This window comes from Reyranella sp. (genome assembly GCF_030651995.1).
In the GTDB taxonomy this organism is placed as follows: Bacteria; Pseudomonadota; Alphaproteobacteria; order Reyranellales; family Reyranellaceae; genus Reyranella.
This window is the reverse complement of the sequence record NZ_JAUSBN010000018.1, coordinates 19,284-39,713: the sequence shown is the minus strand read 5'-3', so window position 1 is coordinate 39,713 and position 20,430 is coordinate 19,284. Positions and strand designations below refer to the sequence as shown.

Annotated in this window: 14 protein-coding genes; 11 read left to right on the top strand and 3 right to left on the bottom strand. The window is 64.5% G+C overall.

Going from position 1 to position 20,430, the window contains the following annotated elements; translation table 11 throughout:
- Positions 1–448: 448 nt before the first annotated feature.
- From Q7V45_RS04245 to Q7V45_RS04235, 3 genes are all read left to right on the top strand, one after another.
- The gene (locus Q7V45_RS04245; RefSeq protein ID WP_304847500.1) at positions 449–5,206 is read left to right on the top strand and encodes a Calx-beta domain-containing protein; all 4,758 of its coding nucleotides are present in this window, start codon (positions 449–451) and stop codon (positions 5,204–5,206) included.
- 107 nt (positions 5,207–5,313) lie between these two features.
- A complete protein-coding gene (locus Q7V45_RS04240; RefSeq protein ID WP_304847497.1) occupies positions 5,314–5,613 on the top strand; it encodes a hypothetical protein in 300 nt (99 codons plus the stop codon).
- Between the two features lie 619 nt (positions 5,614–6,232).
- A complete protein-coding gene (locus tag Q7V45_RS04235; RefSeq protein WP_304847494.1) occupies positions 6,233–7,696 on the top strand; it encodes a calcium-binding protein in 1,464 nt (487 codons plus the stop codon).
- Positions 7,697–7,743: 47 nt separating this feature from the next.
- Here the strand turns inward: Q7V45_RS04235 and Q7V45_RS04230 are convergent, their stop codons facing one another.
- A complete protein-coding gene (locus tag Q7V45_RS04230) occupies positions 7,744–7,941 on the bottom strand; it encodes a hypothetical protein (protein ID WP_304847491.1) in 198 nt (65 codons plus the stop codon).
- A 311-nt stretch (positions 7,942–8,252) separates the two neighbouring features.
- Here Q7V45_RS04230 and Q7V45_RS04225 point away from each other — a divergent pair, with 311 nt between their 5' ends.
- The 3 genes from Q7V45_RS04225 (at position 8,253) to Q7V45_RS04215 (ending at position 11,880) form a co-directional block, all read left to right on the top strand.
- Complete coding sequence (locus tag Q7V45_RS04225; protein ID WP_304847487.1) at positions 8,253–8,819, top strand: hypothetical protein; 567 nt, start codon at positions 8,253–8,255, stop codon at positions 8,817–8,819.
- Positions 8,820–9,019: 200 nt separating this feature from the next.
- Entirely contained in the window at positions 9,020–9,220 is a 201-nt protein-coding gene (locus tag Q7V45_RS04220) for a cold-shock protein (protein WP_304847484.1), read from the top strand.
- Positions 9,221–9,501: 281 nt separating this feature from the next.
- Entirely contained in the window at positions 9,502–11,880 is a 2,379-nt protein-coding gene (locus tag Q7V45_RS04215; protein ID WP_304847481.1) for a molybdopterin-dependent oxidoreductase, read from the top strand.
- A gap of 72 nt (positions 11,881–11,952) precedes the next feature.
- Here the strand turns inward: Q7V45_RS04215 and Q7V45_RS04210 are convergent, their stop codons facing one another.
- Entirely contained in the window at positions 11,953–12,501 is a 549-nt protein-coding gene (locus tag Q7V45_RS04210) for a cupin domain-containing protein (protein WP_304847478.1), read from the bottom strand.
- Positions 12,502–12,643: 142 nt separating this feature from the next.
- Between Q7V45_RS04210 and Q7V45_RS04205 the strand changes: the two genes are divergently transcribed.
- The 4 genes from Q7V45_RS04205 to bcsA all read left to right on the top strand — a co-directional run bounded on the left by Q7V45_RS04205 (position 12,644) and on the right by bcsA (position 17,625).
- Positions 12,644–13,966, top strand: a complete 1,323-nt coding sequence (locus tag Q7V45_RS04205; RefSeq protein WP_304847475.1) for an aspartate aminotransferase family protein — start codon at positions 12,644–12,646, stop codon at positions 13,964–13,966.
- A gap of 280 nt (positions 13,967–14,246) precedes the next feature.
- Positions 14,247–14,687, top strand: coding sequence for a hypothetical protein (locus tag Q7V45_RS04200; RefSeq protein WP_304847471.1), 441 nt, complete (start codon positions 14,247–14,249; stop codon positions 14,685–14,687).
- A complete protein-coding gene (locus Q7V45_RS04195) occupies positions 14,687–15,463 on the top strand; it encodes a cellulose synthase operon protein YhjQ/BcsQ (RefSeq protein WP_304847468.1) in 777 nt (258 codons plus the stop codon). The genes Q7V45_RS04200 and Q7V45_RS04195 overlap by 1 nt, the downstream gene beginning before the upstream one ends.
- Entirely contained in the window at positions 15,460–17,625 is a 2,166-nt protein-coding gene (bcsA, locus tag Q7V45_RS04190) for a UDP-forming cellulose synthase catalytic subunit (protein ID WP_304847465.1), read from the top strand. Before Q7V45_RS04195 ends, bcsA begins: the two co-directional genes overlap by 4 nt.
- A 163-nt stretch (positions 17,626–17,788) precedes the next feature.
- On the opposite strand, the gene Q7V45_RS04185 is transcribed toward bcsA, so the two are convergent.
- Positions 17,789–18,160 (bottom strand): hypothetical protein, encoded by a 372-nt coding sequence (locus Q7V45_RS04185; RefSeq protein ID WP_304847462.1) that lies wholly within the window; start codon positions 18,158–18,160, stop codon positions 17,789–17,791.
- A gap of 40 nt (positions 18,161–18,200) precedes the next feature.
- Here Q7V45_RS04185 and Q7V45_RS04180 point away from each other — a divergent pair, with 40 nt between their 5' ends.
- On the top strand, positions 18,201–20,360 hold the full coding sequence (locus tag Q7V45_RS04180; RefSeq protein WP_304847459.1) for a cellulose biosynthesis cyclic di-GMP-binding regulatory protein BcsB: 2,160 nt from the start codon (positions 18,201–18,203) through the stop codon (positions 20,358–20,360).
- Positions 20,361–20,430 lie beyond the last annotated feature (70 nt).

Sequence of the window (20,430 nt, the reverse complement as noted above, 5' to 3'; positions counted from 1 at the left end):
CATGTTGCCGGGGCGGCGGTCGCTATTCAACCAACATTCCTGCCGCAGCGGCGGCCCACGCCCTGTCGCTGCCATCCTCAGCTGATCAAGTCATATGGCCGCTCGGACGCACGGCTGGACAATTCAGGACAGGGATTGCCTCGGAGTGCGGGCACTGCCGTCTCGATGCATCTTGCAAAGAATTCCAACTCTCATGTTTCGCGGATTCAAGGGGCAGTTGAATTTCGTCTCGGCGGCCTGACTCGAAACTTTTCATGCGACGCAAAAGCAAAGCCACTCGCGGCCTGCTTGACGCACCACAAAATGGTGCTGCGGATTTGACCTGCGTCAAATCCAACGTCGTCAAAAGCATTGAAGATTAAGAATGGCACTTTGGGAGAGTGCCGATCAGTGGGGCGGCGACGTCTTTACAGCGAGAGTTGCCGTAGTCGCTTGGGAGAATCGCACAATGTCCACATCGCTCATCAACAATCTCGGGGGCAACGCCGGATTCGGCGAGAACTTTCTCGACCGTAACGATGACTCGTACACGGGCTATCTCGATTTGCGGTCGGTGTTCGGTACCCAGGGCATCAACTTCTTCGGCCGCGAGTACACGGGCTTCTACCTCAACAACAACGGCAGCATCACCTTCGCCTCAGCGACCGGAACCTACACGCCGTCGGCGATCACCGGCTCGACTTCCAACCCGATCATTGCTGCCTATTGGGCCGACGTGGACACACGCGCCGGCATCGTCGGACCGACGCAAGGCGGGACCTCGACCGGCTCGAACCTGCTTTGGTACGACTTCGATCCTGCAAACCGCACCTTTACGGCCACATGGGATGACGTCGGCTATTACTCGCACGGCACCGACAAGCTCAATGCCTTTCAGATTTCGATCACTCAGATCGGGACGAGTGGCGACTTCGATATCGTGTTCCGCTACGAGAACGTCGACTGGACGACCGGGTCCGCATCCGGGGGGGCAGGAGGGCTCGGCGGCGTGCCGGCGCGAGCAGGGTACAGTTCGGGTAACGGCGTCGATTTCTTCGAATTGCCCCAGTCAGGCAATCAGACAGCCCTCCTTGACCTCGAAAATGCCAGCAATGTCGGTGTCGCTGGCACCTATGTCTTCAACGTGCGGAGTGGTTCGGCGACTCCTGCGATCTCGGTAGGAGATGCCTCGCTGGCTGAGGGTAACGGACCGAACAGCAAATACATCGTGGTACCGGTCTTTCTCGCAGCGCCTTCCGGCGAGACCATCACTGTCCAGTACGCGACCAGCGACGGTACCGCCGTGGCCGGTCAGGACTATGTCACGCAGGGTGGCTTGCTGACCTTTGCACCTGGCGTCACCCAACAGAACCTGTTCATCGAGTTGATCGGCGATACCGCAATTGAGGGTAATGAGACTTTCGGCATCCAGCTGTTCAATTCGACCGGCGCGCCAATTGCCGATGCCAACGGCACCGCGACCATCGTTAATGATGACGGGATCGTCATTTCGGACGTATCGGTGATGGAAGGAACATCCGGCAGTCCCACCATCTTCACCTTCACCGTTTCACTGCTGACCGCAGCCACGAGCCCGGTGACGGTCGACTACGCCACTGCAGCCGGCAGTGCGGCTTCCGGCACGGATTTCTCGCCAACGAATGGAACCCTTGCCTTCGCCGCCGGCGAGACCAGCAAGACGATAGCGATCGAGGTTTCTGCCGATGCCCTAAGTGAGGCCGATGAGACCTTCACGGTCAATCTGTCCGGAGCCAGTGGGGCCACGATCGCTGACGCTATCGGAACCGGCACCATCCGCAACGATGATGGGCTGGTGATCGACGACCTGGCCGTAATCGAGGGCACGTCCGCGACACCGACAAGCGCCGCCGTCACCATACGGCTGCTGACGCCGGCCACGACGCCGGTGAGTGTCGACTGGGCAACGGCACCCGGAACAGCCACGACACCGGCGGATTTCTCGACCAGCAACGGCACCGTAACGTTCGCCGTGGGCGAGACGGTCAAGACGGTCATTGTTCCTGTCACTGGCGATTCGCTGATCGAAGGGACAGAAGCCTTCCAGGTGGTGCTTTCCAACGCGACCGGTACGGCGATCGTGGACGGCACGGGCGAAGTGCGGATCGCCGATGACGACGGCTTCTCGGTTTCCACTGCAGTGGCGGCAGAAGGCAATGCGGGTACCACCGCCCTGACCTTTACGGTGACCCTCGGTTCGGCGTTGTCCCAGACCGCTACGGTCGACTTCGCGACAGTGGACGGAACGGCAACGGCCGGCACCGACTATGTCGGGGCGACGGGCACGGTCACCTTCCTGGCCGGCGAGGTCTCCAAGACGGTGACGGTCGCAGTCAATGGCGATCTCTCTCCCGAAGACAACGAGACAATGACCCTCAACCTCAGCAATCCCTCGGTCGGAGCCGGAATCCGGCAGGGATCTGCAACAGGCACCATCTTCAACGATGATGGCTTTTCGGTAGGCGACGCCTCGCTCACCGAGGGCAATAGCGGTACGAGCACGGTGCTGGTAACGATAACCCTGAGCGCGCCCGCCGCCGGACCGGTGACGGTCAACTACACGACCCAGGATGGCACGGCGTTGGCGGGCGTGGACTACGTCGCCACAGGCGGTACGCTGACTTTTGCAGCCGGTGAGACTTCGAAGACCATCGAAGTCACCATCAATGGTGACACCCAGTTCGAAGGCAACGAAACCTTCCGCGTGCTGCTGTCTTCGCCGAACGGCAGCGCCCTTGTTGATTCTAGTGCTACGGTCTCGATCAACAACGACGACACGAGACCGCCGCCGTCCTTCCGCATCGTCGACGTCGGCCAGGTCGAGGGCACGGGTGATGGCACGTCGATCCTGCGCTTCCAGGTCGCCCTGTCCGAAGTCGCAACAACGGACTCGTCGGTCGACTACGCGACCGCTGCTGGTACTGCGTCTGCGGATGTCGACTACACGACGGCGGCCGGCACCCTCATTATCCCGGCCGGCAGCCTGTTCGGATTCATCGACGTCGTGATGAATCGCGACACGGCGATCGAGGCAAACGAGACCTTCAGCGTCATCCTGTCGAATCCTTCGGCCGGCACCGCCATCGCGGCCAACACCGCAACCGGCACCATTTTCAACGACGATGTCAGCGTATCGATCGTCGCGACCAGCGCCAACAAGGCCGAGGGCCATTCAGGCAGCACGGGTTTCACTTTCACCGTCACGCGCACCGGCGACACGGAATGGACGCAAGACGCGAACTGGGTGGTGTCCGGATCGGGGGTCAATGGCGCCGATTTCACGGGCGGCGCCTTGCCGACCGGCACCGTGTCCTTCGCGCCCGGCGAGACGACGAAGGTCATCACCGTCAATGTCGCCGGCGACACCGTCGTGGAAAACAACGAGTCCTTCGCCGTGACCCTGTCGGATCCGACCGAGGACATCACGTTCGCGACGGCCCGCGCCACCGGCACGATCCGCAACGACGACGCCAGCCTGTCGATTGCGGCTACTTCGGCCGACAAAGCCGAGGGCCAGTCGGGTACGACCCCCTTCACCTTCACCGTCACCCGCAGCGGGCAGACCACTACGACCCACAACGTCAACTGGGCGGTTAGCTCCGCGGACGCCAGCGCCGCCGATTTCGAGGGCAGCGTCCTGCCATCGGGTACCCTGACCTTTGCGGCAGGCGAGACCTCGAAGGTCATCACCGTGAATGTGGTGGGCGAGGCGCTGCTGGAAGCCGACGAGGGGTTCACCGTTACCCTGTCGAACCCCAGCGCCGGCGCCACGATCGGCACCGCCGCCGCCAATGCCACGATCCGCAACGACGACGCCAGCCTGTCGATCGCGGCGACCGTGGCCGACACGGCGGAAGGCCAGTCGGGCACGACACCCTTCACCTTCACCGTCACCCGCAGCGGCGACCTGGCCTCGACGAGCACGGCCGACTGGTCGGTCTCCGGCGCGGCGGTGAACGGTGCGGACTTCGCCGGAGGGATCCTTCCCGCGGGCACCGTGAGCTTCGCGGCAGGCGAGACCTCGAAGCTCATCACCGTCAACGTGGCGGGAGACACGCTGGCCGAGGGCAACGAGCGGTTCACCGTCAGCCTGCTCAATCCCGGCGCGGGCACCGCTATTGCCCGGTCGAGCGCCATTGCGACGATTCGCAATGACGACGCATCAAACGGCCATAACCCGCTTACCGGAACCGCTGGGCAGGACTATATCGACGGCCTTTCTGGCAATGACAGCATTTTCGGTTTGGGCGGAGTCGACTTGCTGCTTGGCCGCGACGGCAACGACATACTCGATGGCGGAGCAGGCGACGACGTCATGATCGGCGGCGCCGGCAACGATCGCTACTACGTAGACCAGGCGGGCGACTTCGTGATCGAAGTCGACGCCCTGCACGGCAACGACTCGGTATTCACCACCGTCACCTACAGCCTGTCTCAGCACGTCGAGAACATGACCCTGCTGGGCACCTTGGCAATCGACGCCACCGGTAACGATGGAAACAACCGGCTTGTCGGCAACAGGGCAGCCAATCAACTGAACGGAGGCGCGGGCGACGACGTGCTCGAAGGGGCAGGCGGTGACGACACGCTCGACGGCGGTGGCGGCACCGATGTCGCTTCCTATGCCAGTGCGCAAGTTGGCGTGACGGTGAATCTGGCCAGCGTTGGGCCGCAGAATACAATCGGCGCCGGCAGCGATACCCTGTTTGGCATCGAGAACCTGACGGGCAGTTCCTTCGACGACACCCTGCTGGGCGACAGCCTGACAAACGCATTGCTTGGGGGGGCAGGCAATGACCAGCTTATGGGCGGTGACGGCGACGACCTCGTCGATGGTGGAACCGGCAACGACCAGCTGAATGGTGGCAACGGCGCGGATACCTTTGCTTTCTCGGCGCCGCTGCTTCCAGGCAATGTCGATACCGTCGTCGACTTCGACGTGGCGGTCGACCTAATCCAGTTGGAAAATTCGGTCTTCACCGCATTCTCGACGGCATGGGGCGTCGAAGAGGCAGCCTTCGGGACCGGTACCGCGGCGACTACAGCTGATATGCATCTGATCTTTAATGTCACGGACGGTGCTCTCTTGTACGACGCCGATGGTATGGGCGGCCAAGCGGCGGTGCAGTTCGCGACGCTGCAGGGAGTGGTCGGCGATCTGACGGCCGGGCATTTTCTGATCGTCTGAGCGAGGACGCAGGCGGCGATGGAAGCGAACCCGGTTCCCCGCAATCGTTGTGGGGCGCATGCCTAGGGCAAAGGGCGCGGGGCACCGATGGAGTCCGCCGCTATATTGTGGACGCCATCGCTCCTTGTTTCGCTCGAGAGCGAGACCTTGCTGATCCCCGGCCTGGTGAGCATCGCGATTATCACGCTGGCCGGATTGCTCATGGGCTATGGCTCTCCGATAGGAATGAGCTTCATCTCGCCGCCGCCCCGATCCTCACGAGCATCGTGGATCGCGTGCACGACGTCGGTATCGCCAACGAGGACGAGCTGCGGCGCGAGATCGGTACGCAGGAAATTTTCGACATGCTGCGCGACAAGGCGAGCAGCGTGCTCCAGGAGAATCGCAGGGCGCCCTGGGCACGTTGAAGGGCCATCTGCGGGATGGCCACATAGCTGATGATTTTTCACGGCCATTGGTTCTTCGATGCGGGGAACTCAAGCGGCCGTCTGAGTTCGGAAGTTAGGCTGGGTGCTCCGCAGCTATTCGAGCCGTCTGCGCGCTTCCGTGGTGGCGCATAACGCGTGTTTGCTGAAAGCCGACCCTTGTCAGTAATGCTCGATGTTCAGGCTAACTTCCTGTCGGCCGAGGCTGGATGCGGGGGGATGTTCGATATCGCGAATGCCGCCCAAGAATTGCGCGTCCTCGACATCCCGGACGACATGCATGCATCCGCTCCGCGAGCGCAACGCCACCCGCGAGCATCTCTTTCAGGCACGCGACTCCGACTGCGAACCTTTTGCACGCCATTTCATGCCGCCGACACCGGATGAGGGCTGCAACGTGGTCTTTCACCCGGGAGTGACTCTCCGGCGCATCAGACCGAACGACCGGAAAACATCCTCTCAGGCGGAACCTGTCCGGCCTCGCCCCGTTCCCCGGCTTGTCGCAGCCGCGTTCTACAGTGGAGGGCGGCGGACAGTCAGCTTCGCACGTGCGCGCGTGAATCCACTCATGGGCGCGTCGCAACCTCAGGATTCATTCAACATGGCCATCCGAACCGTAGGTCCGACTTCGACCTTTCCGACCATCACAGCCGCCATGGCCGCTTCCGGCCCGAACGACCAGATCGTTCTCGAGGCCGGCTACAGCAACGAGACCGCGTGGGTCACGCACAACGGCATGACGATAACCGGTGGCGCGACGTCGAAGGGAATCCTGCTCCGCATGGACACCGGCATCCCGTCGGTCTTTCTGGCCGGCACCGCGCCGATCAAGATTCGTGATGCCGCGGACGGCAATGCCATCGTCGGCAACGACGGCAACAATATCATCACCGTCACGGGTGGCGCCGACTCGGTCAATGGCGGCTTGGGCAACAATGACCGGTTGATGGTCGATTACCGCCTTGCCACCGGCGCGGTGACAGGCGATTCAACGTCGAGCGTGTCTGAAGCCGGCGGTGGTGGCCGGCTGGTTACGATCGTCGACGGGACCATCGAGCATTTCACAATCCTGACCGGCTCGGGTGTCGACACCATCACGACTGGCGCCGGCGACGACATCATCCGCACAGGCGAAGGTGCCAGCACGGTGACCGCGGGGCAGGGGGCCAACACGATCGTGGGCGGCAGTGGCGCCGACACCATCACGGCGCTCGACGGCGGCAATCGCGTCATGGCGGGTGATGGCGCCAATATCGTCACCACCGGCGGCGGCGCCGATATCATTACAACGGGCATCGGCTCCGATACCATCGTCGCCGGCGGCGGCAACGATTTCATCACGGTCAGAGGCGGCGCCGACACAGTCAACGCTGGCGCCGGGCTCGACGAGCTGACCGTTTCCTACTCGGCCCTGGCGTCCAACGTCACCGGCGGCGTTACTGGCGGCGATGCCCTGGCAGGCTACACCGGACGTTTCGACGATGGCGCTGCGAATGTTGTCGACTTCGTGGAAACTGAAATGTTTCGTATCTTGACGGGCAGCGGCGACGACGACATCACCACCGGCGCCTATCGTGACCACATATCAACCGGCGCCGGCAACGACTCGATCGACGCCGGCTCCGGCCACGACTTTGTCTGGGGCGGCGACGGCAACGATTGGATCGACGGTTCGGCGGGTAACGACACGCTCTATGGCGATGGCGGCGACGACCAGCTCCTCGGCGGGTTGGGCCGCGATGTTCTTGAGGGTGGCGCCGGCAACGACGCGTTCATCTTTTCTGAAGCCAGTGAAACGACGGTCGGCTCGGACCGCGACCGGATCACCGATTTCACCTCCGGCGAAGATCACATCGACCTTTCCCTGATGGCGACCAATGCCGGCGTGGCGTTCACCTTTATCGAGACGGCCGGATTCTCGAATACGGCCGGCGAAGTTCGCGAGGGCACGTATAGTGGCAATACCTTTGTCGCCGGCGACGTCGACGGCGATGGAGCCGCGGATTTTCAGATCATGCTCGTGGGCGAACATAACCTGAACAGCGCGGATTTCTGGATGGTGTGACCGCACGTCGCGTGTAGGGCAGAACCGGTTCGGTTTCAGATATCGGCCTACCGCGAGGGGTCCGATTCCGGCTCGGCCCCGAGCTCGCGGAAAAGCCCGGCGGCCATCCGGTCGCCGATATGCGGCAGACGCGCGTCGGACGGGGCAAGGTTCGGGTTGGCGAGGCCCTGTTTCGCCAACCGCCGTCGCGCGGCCTCGCGGAATTTGGCCGATCGCTGTTTTTGGCATGATACCGCTGCCTCCATCGAGGGCTCCAGCAAGGGCGCTCCAAGAAGTGGTGTCGGGTGCGATTCAGCTGATCCGTCTGGTGCCTTCGGTTGCCGACGGTCTCGTTCCGTTTCTGGATGAAATTCGAGCCACGTTTGTCGGAGCTTGGGCGCGACACCGCCACTCAGGCACGGACTGCCAGCAAGGACAGCGTCTCCACCCTCGCTAAACGGCAACTTGTTGGCCATGCGGCCGAAGGTTCCGTCCGTCAGCGGCGGCCGCAAGGCACGGCTGGCGGCTCGCTTCTGGCTGTTCATATCTGCGTCATCAAGGCAGGCGATGACGTGGGATGCAGTTTATCAAGACCGGCTTTTTCGTGCTGCTCTCGGTGGATGTGGGACTCTACTTGCGTTACGGCACGGCGAATGAGGCGCTGGAACAGATCGCCTGGCTCATTCTGCTCGCGACTTTTCTTTATGACTCTCTGGACCTCGACCTGGCCTACGCGTCGCGGTTCGAGCAGTTCGGGATCCACGCCGCCCAGACCGTCGGCTACGGCCTGGCGATCTATACGTGCTGGGGTTACTGGGCGGCTGGCGACACGTCGAGCTTCGTCAATTCGGCAGCCTGGCTGGCGATCTGTGCCTTGCTGGCCTACGACGTCTACGCGCCGGGCTCGAATGGCGGGCTCGAATGGCGGGCGCGCAATGTGGCGAAGGTGGTGCTGTACGCCGTCGTGGTTGGCCTGGTCGGGCTGTGGGGCTGGCAAGGCGTTACCGAGGACGACGCCGACAGTCTGGTCAGTGCTTATGACGCCGCGCTCTGGATCGGCTGTTTCGCCATCGTCGAGCTCCGCGTCTTCGATTTTGAGATGAAGGAAGCGACGAAGCTGGCGCCGCACCCGATTAAGTCCTGATCGTCTCGGGCGTTCGATTTTGCGGGCCTGCACTTCGCTTCATACGTCGGCAGGATGGGCCTGTTCTGCTTCTGCTCCGGTGGTTGGTGGGGCGACGAGGCGGATATTGGGAGGGCTGCCCGCCTTGCCACCCCGCCTGATGGCGTGCATTAGAGGGGGTCGCCCTCCCGCGGCAGCAACTCGAATTCAGGATATGCTCGATGGCTTCAGGCACAGTTAAGTGGTTCAACGCCACCAAGGGTTTCGGTTTCATTCAGCCCGACAACGGCGGCAAGGACGTGTTCGTCCATATCAGCGCTGTTGAGCGCGCGGGCCTGAACGGCCTCAACGAGGGTCAGAAGATCACGTATGATGTCGTGAACGAGCGCGGCAAGGACGCCGCCGCAAACCTCAAGGCATAACGCGGGCGAACACCGCGAAAACCCCGCCCGGCGACCCGGCGCGGGGTTTTCTTCGTGCCAGGTGCTGGCGGGAGGCGGCCGCGAAGCGCGAAAGCCTTCGCCTCCGGTTTCCGCAGGCGTTGCAGCCACGACGAGTCGGCCGCCCCGAGTGCAAGGGCGACGCCCGTCGTGAACGTCTTCTGGTCCTCACCCGTGCCGTTTCCCGACGGCTGGACGAGTTTCATCGAGGTTGCCATCGCGAGGCGAAAGAGACCATCGTGACGTCGAGCAGGGGAGTGCAGATGTCGGGACCCCAGAAGATGGCGGCCTTTTGCACGCAATGCCGGTCGCGCTGCGGCTGCGTCGCCGTCGTGGAACACGGGCGGTTGCTGGGGATCGAGCCGTTGCCGGATCATCCCACGGGCCAGGCGCTTTGTCCCAAGGGTCGGGCGGCGCCGGAACTCGTTTATCATCCCGAACGGGTGACGCGCCCGCTTCGCCGCACCCAACCGAAGGGCGCCTCCGATCCCGGCTGGCAGCCGATCGGCTGGGACGAGGCTCTGGCCGAAATCTCTGCGCGCCTGTCCGATATCCGGGCGACGCACGGCGCCGAACAGGTGGCCTTCTCCGTCACCACGCCGAGTGGTTCCCACATTTCGGATTCGATCTCGTGGGTCGAGCGCTTCATCCGCGCCTACGGCAGCCCGAACACTGTCTACGGAACCGAAATCTGCAACTGGCACAAGGATTACGCCTCGCGCTTCACCTACGGCCACGATATCGGGACACCGGATTTCGCCAACACCGACTGCATCGTGCTGTGGGGCAACAATCCCGCGGCCACCTGGCTGGCGCGGCAGGTGGAGATACAGAAGGGCCTGAAGCGCGGTGCCCGCATGATCGTGATCGATCCGCGGCCGACGGCGCTGGCAAAGCGCGCGACCCAGTGGTTGCGGGTGCGCCCCGGCACGGACCAGGCGGTCGCCCTCGGGCTGGCGAACCTGCTGGTCTCGAGCGGACGCTTCGATCGCGCCTTCGCGGCGACCTGGACGAACGCCAGCCTGCTGGTGCGCTCCGATACCGGCCGCTTCCTGCGCGAGAGCGACCTTCGGGCCGACGGCCGGACCGACATTTTGTTTTCCCACACCGGCGATGGCGACGGTGGCGACCTGCTGCCGTTCGATCCGACCTGCGGAGGCTGGGCCTCGGGAAGCACCAAGCCTGCCCTGCGCTGGCAGGGCACTGTCCAGACGCTGTCGGGCCCGGTCCTATGTCACACCGCGCTGGAGTTGTTCGCGAGGGCCGCTGCCGAATTCCCGCCGGAGCGTGTTGCCGAGGTGAGCGGCATCGAGCCCGGCGACCTCGCAAAGGCGGCCGACATCATTGCCGGCGCCGGGTCGGTTGCCTACTACGCCTGGAACGGTGTCGGGCAGAGCGTCACGGCCACGCAGACCGATCGCGCGATCTCGATCCTCTACGCGCTCACCGGCAGCTATGGCCGTAAGGGTGGCAACGTGCCCGGCGGCGCGGCGCCCTTCGTCGATATTTCCGGACAGGATCTGCTGCCCGCGACACAGCGCGACAAGGCGCTCGGTCTTGCCGAGCGGCCCCTTGGTCCCGGCCTTCAAGGTTGGGTGACGGCACGCGACATGTACAAGGCGGTGCTGACGAAAGCGCCCTATCCGGTGCGCATGCTGATGTCGTTCGGCACCAACCTGCTGGTGTCGCAGCCGGATACGGAAACGGCGCGCAAGGCGCTGTCCGCGCTCGAATTTCACGTCCATGCGGATTTCTTCGTCAATGCGACGGCCCGCTACGCCGACATCATCCTGCCCGTCGCGACCTCGTGGGAGCGGGAAGGATTGCGGACCGGTTTCGACGGCAGCCTCGAGGGTCTGCGCCACGTCCAACTCCGGCCCCCTGTCGTCGCGCCCGTCGGCGAGGCCCGCTCCGACACCGACATCGTCATGGGGCTTGCCGCCGAACTTGGCCTCGGCGATCGAATGTTCGATCTCGAGGCCGACCGCGGGCACGATGCGGTCCTGGCAAAGACCGGATTGACCGTCGAGATGTTGCGCCGTTCGCCGGCGGGTATCGCGGTCGAGGGAGCGGCGCAGGTCGATGGCCAAGCGATAACGCATGACGGCCACCCTCGCGGTTACCCGACTCCGACCGGGAAGATCGAAATCTACTCGGAGCGGCTGCTGCTCGCCGGCTACCGGCCGATACCCGACCTCGATCCCGACGATCTCCTGCCCGCCGAAGCGGGTTACCCGTTGCGCCTCGGCAGCGCCAAGAGCGTCGCCTACTGCCACAGCCAGCATCGCAACATCGCCTCGCTGCGCCGGCTGGTGCCTGACCCGATCGTGGAGATTTCGCCGGCCGATGCGGCCGCCCGTTCGATCGTCCAGCGCGACTGGGTGCGCATCCGGACGCAGAGCGGTGATGCGGTCGCCCGTGCCGTCCTCGTGCCGGGCCTCGCACCCGGTGCCGTGTTCGGCCAGCACGGCTGGTGGGTCGATGGCGGTGAAGGCACGCCCTACGATCGCCGCCATCCCCTGGCAGCCAACCTGAACGGCGCGATCGGCACCGATCGGGCCGACCCCGTCAGCGGCTCGATACCGCTACGATGCTCGTGGTGCGAGATCGAGAAGATATCGAGCGAGCCGCCAGCGGGGTGATGGCCCTTGGCGCCTCCCGCAGTCATGACGGCGGGCAGTGGGGCCCGGCCCGCGAGATCTTTCTTCTGCTTGCTAGAATGTCGGCGGGGTGCAGGCGCTCACGATCACGGCCGGCTTGGTCGTCGCATTCCTGAAGCGATGGGGCTCGATGCTCTTGAAGTAGTAGGCGTCGCCTGCGTTGAGGATGTGCAGCGTCGAGCCGATCGTGAGCTCGATGCGTCCCGAGATCACGAAGCCCGCTTCCTCCCCTTCGTGGCGGAGCATGATCTTCCCCGTGTCGGCGCCCGGCTGGTAGGTCTCGTACAGAAGCTGCAGGGCGCGACCGGACAGGTCCTTGCCGATCTGCCGGAACGAAATGCCGCCGCGGCCGATCTCCGTGAGGGTGCTCGCCTTGAAGACCTTCTCCTCGCTCGCCTTCTCGTCGATCGCGAAGAAGTCGGACAGCGGCATGGCGATCGCATCGAGGATCCGCTTGAGTGCGCTGACCGACGGGTTGATCCGGTCGCTCTCGATCAGGGACACGGTGGCGTTGCCGACGCCGGCCTTCTTGGCCAGCGCGCGCTGGGAGAGCCCGGCCCGTTGGCGTGCGATCTTCAGTCTCTCGCCGGTGGTGATGTCCATGGTGCTTACTGTGTTCAGTATAGTGAGCGAATCGGGCCGCTTGTGCGCAGACTACCGTAAACTTCACCTTTGGCAGATATCATCTTGTTCTGGATAGAAAGCGGTTCAGTATAGGGCTCCAGATTTCAGAGGAGTTATGGGGATGTCGTCGAACAGCGCGCCTGCCGCGAACAACCTTGAAGCGTTCTTCATGCCGTTCACCGCGAACCGGCAGTTCAAGAAGAACCCGCGCATGCTGGCCCGGGCCAAGGGCGTGCACTACTGGACGCCGGAAGGTCGACAGATCATCGACGGCACGGCGGGACTGTGGTGCGTCAATGCCGGCCATGGACGCGAGGAGATCAAGGTGGCGATCGCCAAGCAGCTCGACGAGATGGACTACGCACCGTCGTTCCAGATGGGCCATCCCAAGGCGTTCGAACTGGCGGCGCGGCATGCCGCCCTCCTGCCGGGCGACCTGAACCATGCATTCTACTGCAACTCCGGTTCCGAGGCGGTCGACAGCGCGCTGAAGATCGCGCTGGCCTACCACCGCGCCAACGGCCAGGGCACCCGCACCCGCTTCGTCGGCCGCGAGCGCGGCTATCACGGCGTCGGCTTCGGCGGCATCTCGGTCGGCGGCATGGTGAACAATCGCAAGTGGTTCGGCGCGATGCTCCCGGGCGTCGATCACCTGCCGCACACGCACCTGCCGGAGAACGCCTTCTCGAAGGGTGAACCGGAGAATGGCGCGCATCTGGCCGATGCGCTCGAGGGCATCGTGGGCCTGCATGACGCGTCCAACATCGCCGCAGTGATCGTCGAGCCGTGCGCCGGTTCCACGGGCTTCCTGCCGCCGCCGAAAGGCTACCTGAAGCGCCTGCGCGAGATCTGCGACAAGCACGGCATCCTGCTGATCTTCGACGAGGTCATCACCGGCTTCGGCCGCCTCGGCAGCAGCTTCGCCGCCGAGAAGTTCGGTGTGGTTCCGGACCTGATGACGGTGGCCAAGGGCATCTCCAACGCCACGGTGCCGATGGGCGGCGTGTTCGTGCGCAAGCACGTCTTCGACGGGCTGATGAACGGGCCGGAGAACGCGATCGACCTGTTCCACGGCTACACCTACTCGGCGCATCCGCTGGCCTGCGCGGCGGCGTCGGCGGTGCTCGACATCTATCGCGACGAGGAGCTGTTCGCGCGGGCGGCCGACCTTGCGCCCTATTGGGAGGAAGGCATCCATTCGCTGAAGGGTCTGCCGAACGTCACCGACATCCGCAATCTCGGCATGGCCTGCGGGATCGACCTGGCGCCGGAAGGCCCCGTCGGCACGCGCGGCTACAAGGCCTTCTCAAAGGCGTTCGAGCTCGGCCTGATGGTGCGCCAGTCCGGCGACGCCATCGCCATGTCGCCGCCGCTGATCATCGAGAAGGCGCAGATCGACGAGATCGTCGACATCACCGCCAGGACCATCAAGGCCGTCGCCTAGCGGCGGGTTCGACTTTCGCATCGACTGTCTCTGAATGAAGCCGGCGGCCGTTCCTGGTCGCCGGCTTTTTCATGTCCGGGCCGCAGGGCCGACGCTGCCCGCATCCAGTGATCTGGAATTACATTCGGAACTCGGACATCTCAGTGAATTGCAGATCGGTGACGGAACTGGTGGATGAAAAGCGGGCGCTAACCCCGACAGTTTGAAAGCTTATATTGTGCGTGTAGAGATGACGGGCCGCGACCGATAGTGTATCAGACGTAGTGGGTGGAGTACGGACATGGCCATCAAGAACAACGACGATGTCGCCCATCTCCTGAGTGCAACAGGCCGTACCGGCACGCCCTATCGCGAATTCGACAGCACGACGGATCAAATGTCGGCACCCTTGATAGATGCCATCTTTGGCAAGGATCTGCCCCCGTCCGAGCGGCAGGAAATGCCGCTCGCGGTCGGGGCGACATCGGGAAACGACCTGTTGGCCGACGTGTTCGACCGTTCGCCGGGCATCGGCGAAGCACGGCCCGCGGACCGCGGGGCATGGCGGAACGAGGCGTTCCAGCACGCCGCGGGCGTGGGGCAGTCGCCTGCGCCGGCGGCGCGCGGACCCCACAGGACATTGGCCGACATTCGTCGCATCATCAGCCAGCCAGTCGGCCCGGCGGTGCAGGCGCCCTCGACCGGCGGCCTGAATGGACTCTTCGACCGACTGGCACGTTAATGTCGGTCGTCTGCTTTTGCTCACCCAAGGGCGGCGTGGGCAAGACCTCTCTCAGCATCAACGTTGCAGGCGTGCTGGCCCGCTCCGGCCTGCGGGTGCTCGTCGTCGATCTCGACGTCCAGAACTCGATGCGGCTGCATGCCGGCATCCAGCTTGCCGACGATCGTGGCTGGGCGCACTGCCTGGTCTATGGGCGCTCGGTTCGCGAGGGTGTCCTGCCGGGCGGCGCCAATCTCCTCGTCCTGCCGTTCGGGCAGGTCAATGGGGCCCAGCTTCACGCCGTGTCGGATCATCTGGCGCGCAACGAGAACTGGCTCGCGAACACGCTGGCGCCCTTCATCGAGCGTGGCTTCGTCGTGGTCGTCGATACGCCGCCGGGGCCCTCGGTCTTCCTCGATCAGACGCGTCCGATCTCGACGCTCGACATCGTCGTCCTGCAGGCCGATGCCACTTCCGTATCGCTGCTGTCGACGGTCGAATCGCAGAATTTCCTCGGGCGGGTGCCGGAAGGGTCTCGACGTCAGGTGCGATACGTCTTCAACCTCGTCGACATGCGTCGAAAGCTGACGCGGGACGTCGTCTCCCTGCTGCGGCGCAGGCTGGGGCAGGCGATGATCGGCATCGTGAACTATGACGACAGCTTCGGTGAGGCCGTAGCGCACCAGCAGCTCGTGATCGATCGTGCGCCGACCAGCAAGGCGGCGGCCGATGTGCGGGGCCTGGCCGCCTCGGTCCAGGGACTGCTTCTCGACGGCATGGAACCCGGGCAGCCATGACCTCTGCAGGCAACGTCGAGCTAACGCCGAACCGGCGCGTCCCGCTCGCCACGAGGCTTTTCTACCTGTTCGTCGCGATGGTCGCTCTCGGGCCGGCGGCCTTCGTGATCATCACGCCCTTCGATCTGCAGACTCAGGCCATCTTCGCGGTCTTCACGGCCTTCATCTTTCTGGTCGTGAACCGCTTCAAGAGCCGCATGGCGACCCTGATCATCGTCGTGCTGTCGGCTCTCGTGTCGACCCGGTACCTGTGGTGGCGAACGACCGAAACGCTGGGTTTCGTCGACCCGTTCGACATGATGTTCGGCTACGGCCTCTATGCCGCCGAGGTCTATGCCTGGATCGTGCTGATGATCGGCTACTTCCAGGTCCTGTGGCCGCTCGACCGTCAGCCGGCGCCGCTTCCCGCCGACGTCCAGGAATGGCCGACGGTCGACGTCTATATCCCGACCTACAACGAAAGCCTCGACGTCGTTAAGCCGACCGTTCTGGCGGCGATGGTCATGGATTACCCGGCCGACAAGTTCAAGGTCTACATCCTCGACGACGGGCGCCGGCCGGAGTTCAAGCGCTTCGCCGAGGAGGCGGGGTGCGGCTACCTGATCCGGCCGTCCAACGAGCATGCCAAGGCCGGCAACATCAATCACGCCCTGACGATCACCAAGGGCAAGCTGATCGCCATCTTCGACTGCGACCACATCCCGACGCGCGCGTTCCTGCAGATGACCGTCGGATGGTTCCTGCGCGACCGCAAGCTCGGCATGCTGCAGACGCCTCATCACTTCTATTCGCCCGATCCGTTCGAGCGCAATCTCGGCACCTTCGGCCGGGTGCCCAATGAAGGCCAGCTCTTCTACGGCCTTATCCAGCCCGGCAATGACTTCTGGAACGCGACCTTCTTCTGCGGCTCGTGCGCGGTGCTGAACCGCGAGGCGCTCGACGAGGTGGGCGGCATCGCCGTGGAAACCGTGACCGAGGACGCCCACACGTCGCTGCGCATGCACCGCAAGGGCTGGAACACGGCCTACCTGCGGTGGCCGCTGGCCGCCGGCCTGGCGACCGAGCGGCTTTCGATCCACATCGGCCAGCGGATGCGCTGGGCGCGCGGCATGATCCAGATCTTCCGCACCGACAATCCGCTGCTCGGGCGGGGCCTGAGCTTCGGTCAGCGCATTTGTTACCTGAATGCGATGATGTACTTCCTGTTCCCGGTGCCGCGTTTCGTCTTCCTGACGGCGCCTGTGGCCTATCTGGTGACATCCCAGAACATCATCGTGGCGAGCGCCCTGATGGTCATGGCCTATGCCGGGCCGCACCTGTTCCATACCCTGGCGACGCAGTCGCGGCTCGACGGGCGTTACCGCTATTCGTTCTGGGGCGAGATCTACGACAACGTGCTGCTGTTCCACATCATGGGACCGACGCTGCTGGCGCTGATAAATCCCAAGGCCGGCAGCTTCAACGTCACCAGCAAGGGCGGTGTTCTGGAGAAGGAACTCTACGATACGCCCATCATGCGGCCGCTGATGATCCTGGCCGTGGTGCTGCTGGCGGCGATCGGCGTCGGCTTCTATCGTCTTCTCTTCACGGAGCTGTTCCCCGGCGACGCGCCGGTGCTCTGGATGAACCTGTTCTGGTGCTTCTACAGCGCCTTCACCGTGTTCGCCGCCCTCGCGGTTGGTCGAGAAAGGCGGCAGGTGAGGGCCCAGCCGCGCGTCCGCATCCGGCAACCGATCGCGCTCTATTTCGACGGCAGGCGCTCGCTGATGGGGCGCACCGAAGATTTGTCCCTCGGCGGCGGGCTGCTGCGGATGGACGACCTCGCGACCGACGTGACGGTGAACGAGGACGTCGTCATCAACTTCGAGCAGATCGAGGACATCTCCGCCGTCCCGGCCCGGGTCGTTGCCGTCAACGGCCGCGAGGTGCGCCTCGAGTTCATGCCGACGAACCTCGAGGAAGAGCGCACGATCGTCAGTGCCGTGTTCGGCCGCGCCGATGCCTGGCTCAACTGGGACGACCGGCCGCCCGACACCGTCGGCAAGTCACTGATCGATCTCTCCGGCGCCATCCGTGGCCTGGCCGGCATGGCGGCCCGCAATCTCCGCCGGCCCCGGGAGCCCGTGCAGCAACCGCTACCGGCGGCGCCGAGGCCGACGTGAGGTCGGCAGCGGTCCGTCGCGCCGCGCTGGTTCTGGCTCTCGCGATCATTGCTCCTGCCGCGGCGCAACAGGATGTCGGCCCGCGGACGGGGGCCGGCTCGCAGCCGATGACCTTCTTCCCGCCGCAGGCCAACAGCCCGGCGGTCCAGCTCACGCAGCCGACTCAGCTCACGCCGAAGTTTGAATTGCCGTCCAGCCTGCCGTCCATCCCGTCGGGCGTCGCCGTCATTCCACCCCCGGAATCGCAAAGCCCGCGGCTGCAGACGCCCTTGCCGACGACCACGCCGATGCCGCCGGCCAATGTCGCGACACCCATCGTACCGCCCACGATACCGCCGGGCTCCAATCCGCCGGTGCCGGCGGGAGCCCAGCGGCCGTCGCCACCCCAGGCGCTTCCACCCGTCGCACCGGGGCCGACTCCAGCGCCGTCAGCGCCGGCTCCGGCCATGGCGCCGCCGCCGGCGAGCCTTCCGCCGGTGGCTCCCACCGTGACGACGACGCCCGTTCCGCCGCCCGGTGCGAACCGGCCCGACATATTGCCGACCCCTTCGCCGCTTCCGATGGCGAGTTATCCGATGTTCACCGGGACTGCGGATGGTCGCAGCCAGCTGATCCGTCTGCGCGACCTGCGGAGCAAAGCCCTGCATCTCGAAGGCGCCACGGCCGAGACCGGCATTGTCTTCACGACCCGTCAGGACGATGCTTTCATCGCGGCGCGCATCAGCCTCGTTTTCAGCTATTCCAACGCCGTTGCCCGCGATGACGGCGTGCTCCAGGTGTTCCTCAACAACGAGCCGATCGGCTCGGTCACGCTGGGCAAGGCGAGCGGACCGAAGGCGCGGGCCGAGTTCACCTTCACGCCGGCTTTGCTGTCGACCGACAACCGACTGCACTTTCGCTTCACCCTCAAGGGGCAGGGGGCCAAGGCCTGCACGCTCGATCGCGACAGGGCGATCTGGGTGAACATCGAGCCGGCGACTTTCATCTATCTCAGCACGACGCGGCTGCCGGTCGCCGACGACCTGGCATCGCTGCCGCGTCCTTTCGCCGATCCCAAGGATCCGCTGCCTCTCAACCTGCCCTTCGTGCTGCCGCCCGACCCCGAGCCCGGGGTGCTGCAGGCGGCCGGCATGGTGGCCGGTTACTTCGGCCTGGTCGCGGGCAACAAGGGTGCGACGTTTCCGGTTCAATATACCGGCCTGCCGGCCGGCAGCGCCGTCGTCCTGGTGGTAGGTGGCAACTATCCGCCCGGTGTCGCGGCCATTCCGGGCGAAGGACCGCGCGTGGCGGTGGTCGCCAATCCTGCCCAGGTCGACAGCAAGCTCCTGCTGATCATCGGCGACGACGCCGAGCAGCTGCACGCGGCGGCGAGGACGCTGGCGACCTCCCCCTCACGCCTGAGCGGCGGATGGTCGGCCGCGAGCGAGCCGCTGCCGGCGCCGCGGCGACCCTACGACGCGCCGAAATGGATTCCGAGCGATCGGCCGGTCAGGCTCGGCGAACTGGCCGGCGGTGGCGCGATCAATGGCCGCCGGCTCCTCGATACACCCAAGGTGTCGTTCCGCACGGCGCCCGACCTGTTCTTTGGTGCCCTGTCGGGCGGCAAGATGTACGTGCACATCCGTCGTGCCGACGACAGCTGGGTCGATCCCGGCAATTCGCGGGTCTTCGTCGATCTCAACCAGCGCACCGTCGGCGAGATCCCCCTCGAACCCAAGCTGAAGGTGCTGTCGCAGCTCAAGGAATGGCTGTTCCCGGGAAAGGCCGAGGATCGCGTCAGCCAGGTGCTTCTCCCGGGGTTCCAGCTCGCCAGCCAGAACCAGCTCGATTTCCTGTTCGAGCTGCGGGCGAAGACGGATGCCGATTGCGAGATGCTCGACTGGAGCGATCGTACCGGCATCGACCCCGACTCGACGATCGACCTCAGTCGCGTTGCCCATTTCGCCGCTTTCCCCAACCTGGCGCTGTTCGCCAATGCCGGATTTCCCTTCACCCGCCATGCCGATCTCGCGACCACCGCGTTCGTGATGCCCGAGACGTCGTCACCGCAAGAAGTGCAGGCGCTCCTGAACCTGCTGGGCATGATGGCGGATGCGACGGGCGTGGCGCCGTCCCGCTACGTGGTCGTCGATGGGGCCAAGGTCGAAGAGGTGGCCGACCGGGACCTGATCGTGATCGGTCTGCCGTCGAACCAGCCGCTGCTGAAGCAGTGGGAGGCCCACAACTCGGTCCATATCACGCCGACCAGCGTGACGGCCGCGCCGGGGCTCTCTTTCCTGCAGCGCCAGTTCCAGCCGACCGATCCGCGCGCGCCCTACTATCGCGGCGCCGCGCCGGAACTTGCCAAGGCCAATCTCGGCAAGCCCTACGGTTACCTTTCCAGCTTCTGGTCACCGCTCAACGACAACCGGCTGGTGGTCGTGGTCGGCGGCACTCAGCCCGCAGCCCTGGTGGATCTGAGCGATCATCTCGGCGATCCGGAGAGGGCGACCAACGTCCAGGGCGATTTCTATTATCTGTCAGGCAGTAAGGGGGAATTCTACACCTCAGGTATTAGGAAGTTCGTGGGTGGACTTCCAATCTGGTGGAGAATTCAATGGCTTGCCGGATCTTTTGAACTTGCTGCATTCATTTGCTTGGTTTGTGTTATATTGGTTCTTGCCGTGGCGATCGAGCGATTCTCGGCAAACAGGGCTAACCGGCTTCTTTCCCGGACGTCGTCCGACGGAAGCTGATCGAGTTTTGGGGGCCTATGGCAAGGTCGGAGCGATCGGGGCGTAGCGGGGCCATCAAGAGCGTTCTTGC